This window comes from Iodobacter sp. (assembly GCF_025352645.1).
In the GTDB taxonomy this organism is placed as follows: domain Bacteria; phylum Pseudomonadota; class Gammaproteobacteria; order Burkholderiales; family Chitinibacteraceae; genus Iodobacter.
In genome coordinates, this window is sequence record NZ_JANXSO010000137.1 from 1 (window position 1) to 2396 (window position 2396).

General features: G+C 46.9%; 1 protein-coding gene and 1 pseudogene. Both read left to right on the forward strand.

The window, feature by feature from the left end; all coding sequences use genetic code 11:
• Window positions 1-1348: pseudogene (locus Q0R17_RS15640) on the forward strand (hypothetical protein); the annotation flags it as partial.
• A gap of 2 nt (window positions 1349-1350) precedes the next feature.
• Window positions 1351-2396 (forward strand): sel1 repeat family protein (locus Q0R17_RS15645; protein WP_293936475.1); only part of this gene is annotated, 1046 nt, incomplete at its 3' end.

Here is a 2396-nt window from a genome sequence, read left to right on the forward strand (position 1 = left end):
TGACGAATACTGGGATACTAACGCGCATAGTATTCAGCGTTTTAAAGGTAACTTGGGGGCCAATGGCAGCAAACCCCGCCAAGATATTTCATCAAAAGTGAATGGCCCGATTTTGGAACATTTACATCATAACTTTGCAACAGCTTGGCAAAAAGAAACCGGCGAAAATTTAATGGGTTTGCGCAAGGCCAAAGAGGCTGGCGCAAAGCTATGCCCTCGGCCAGATGGCACAGGCGCACTGCTAATGGCGCAAATATTACGCACACAATCACAGAGTAAAAAGCCCATCCGTGATATTGAAAAGCTGTATATGCAAACCGTAAACAATTCACTTGGCTTTATTTATCTAGAAAATCAATATTTTCGCTGGACAAAACTAGCAGAAAAAATCAAAGACGTTGCCGCCAATTTAGCTAAAAGCAAAGAAGAGCATGGTAGCGATGCGGGCAAATATCCGCCTGTTCATCTATTTGTGGTGACCAATTCCAGTGACGAGGGCGTGGGGCCAGGCACGGTCAATACCTATAAAATGATGGATAGCCTAGGCAAAGCAGACAATATCCCCGGCGTCACTAAGCAAATGAGGCTGGACGATACTGAAAAAGCATTACAGCAGGCCAGAATCCAGCAACATCTTGCGCAAATAAAAAACAATAACGCCAGCCGAACTAACTTAGGCCTTAACCCGAACAGCAGCACGGGCAAAAAAGCCCAAAAAGCACTCGATGCCGAGCGCCAGCAGGCCAATCAAGAACTGGAAGCCGCCAAACAAAAAACTGCCGAGTTAGAAAAAAAACAAGCAGAATTAAAAGACCCGGATTACAGCGTACATCCCGAATCAAGAACGGGGCTAAAGGTGGTGGTGTGTACGCTGGTCGCGCCGGATTCATCCATGAAAGCATCCACTCTGCCAGATGCCTACGGCACTTACCGCAATGGCGCAAGCTCACAAGGTGAAAGACCCGTGCCACGTCCGGTAGGCAGTCTGCCACCCGCTCCTCAGCCAACTTGGACGCCATGGACACCCGTTTATATCCACAGCAAGCTGATGATTATCAATGATGTCTTTACCACCCATGGCTCAGCCAATATCAATGTGCGCAGCATGGAAGTCGATAGCGAATTGAATATCGCCCATGAAGCAGGCAGCGTTACAAAAAAAATGCGCCGTGATTTATGGGCGCTGCATACCAAGGGAATGGGCGCGCAGGATGATCCAGTAAAAGCATTTAAAGCATGGGAAAAACTAATTAATAGAAATAAAGATGCACAAAGCGAGCATAAGCCACCTATCGCCTCACTAGTCGAATTTTACCGTGACGATCCAACACTTAGTGATCAGGATTAAATATGTTGACCCGCTTACTCTTGATTTGTACTTTTGCGCTTACCGCCTGTGGCAATGATTTTAAGGAAAGAAAATTGGATAATCTGGATGATGTCAAAGCTAAGCTGGCCTTTACTTGTGCATACGAAAAAGACCATTTACCCGCCTTGCCCGCCGAGGCCGATATCTTATTTAATTACGCCCGATTTTTAGAAAAATATAATACTCAAAAACAAGATGAAGGTGTGTTTGCTGAAATAGAACGCCTCTATCGAATTGCCACGGCCAATGGCCATTATAAAGCCAGTATTAATTTACAAAACGGCATGATGCGCCGCTATTTACATGGCAGCTCCACCGAAATGGCCGATTGGGCGGAGGAGTTAATCAAAACCAATATTCCTGCAGGCTATTTCCTAATGGGCCTCTACATCAAAAACGGCAGTGCAGGGATTAAAAAAGACCCTGAGCTGGCTTTGCGCTATTTCCGCAAAGCGGCTGATTTAGGCAATCCAGATGCGCAATATTATGTCGGGGACAAACTGGCTCCGATTGATATTGCACCAGATGTCGCCCGTCAAATGCGACAGTGTGCTGCGGAACAGGGCCATGGGGAAGCTGCCAATGCTCTAGGTATTAACTTACAGGGAAAAGGCTTGTATTCTGAATCCATCAAAGCTTTTCAGCTTGGTGTGTTTGCAGGTAATAATCTGACGGCATCAACGTTAGAAAATGCTTTTAAAGCCCCCCCCCCTGATGACCCATTGGACTACCTTGCTCTTGAAAAAGACGATGAGCGCTCAAAGCGCTACGAAGCCATTGGCGATATGCTAACCGCTTATTATTTTGCTAACCCCAAAGTCCCTGAACTCGATCAAATCGTGCCATTGCCACCGGCCAAACTGCCCAAATGGGACGGCACATTTCAGTGGCTGAAGGAATACCAGGCTAAAGTTGCCCCTGAAAAACCGAGCGATGAACTGATCGCCAAACTAGCTAAAGCAAAGGGGCTAGATCCTGCATCGGGCATGCCACTGGCCCAGCTTAAAAAAGCGGAAGTTGCCCCCGC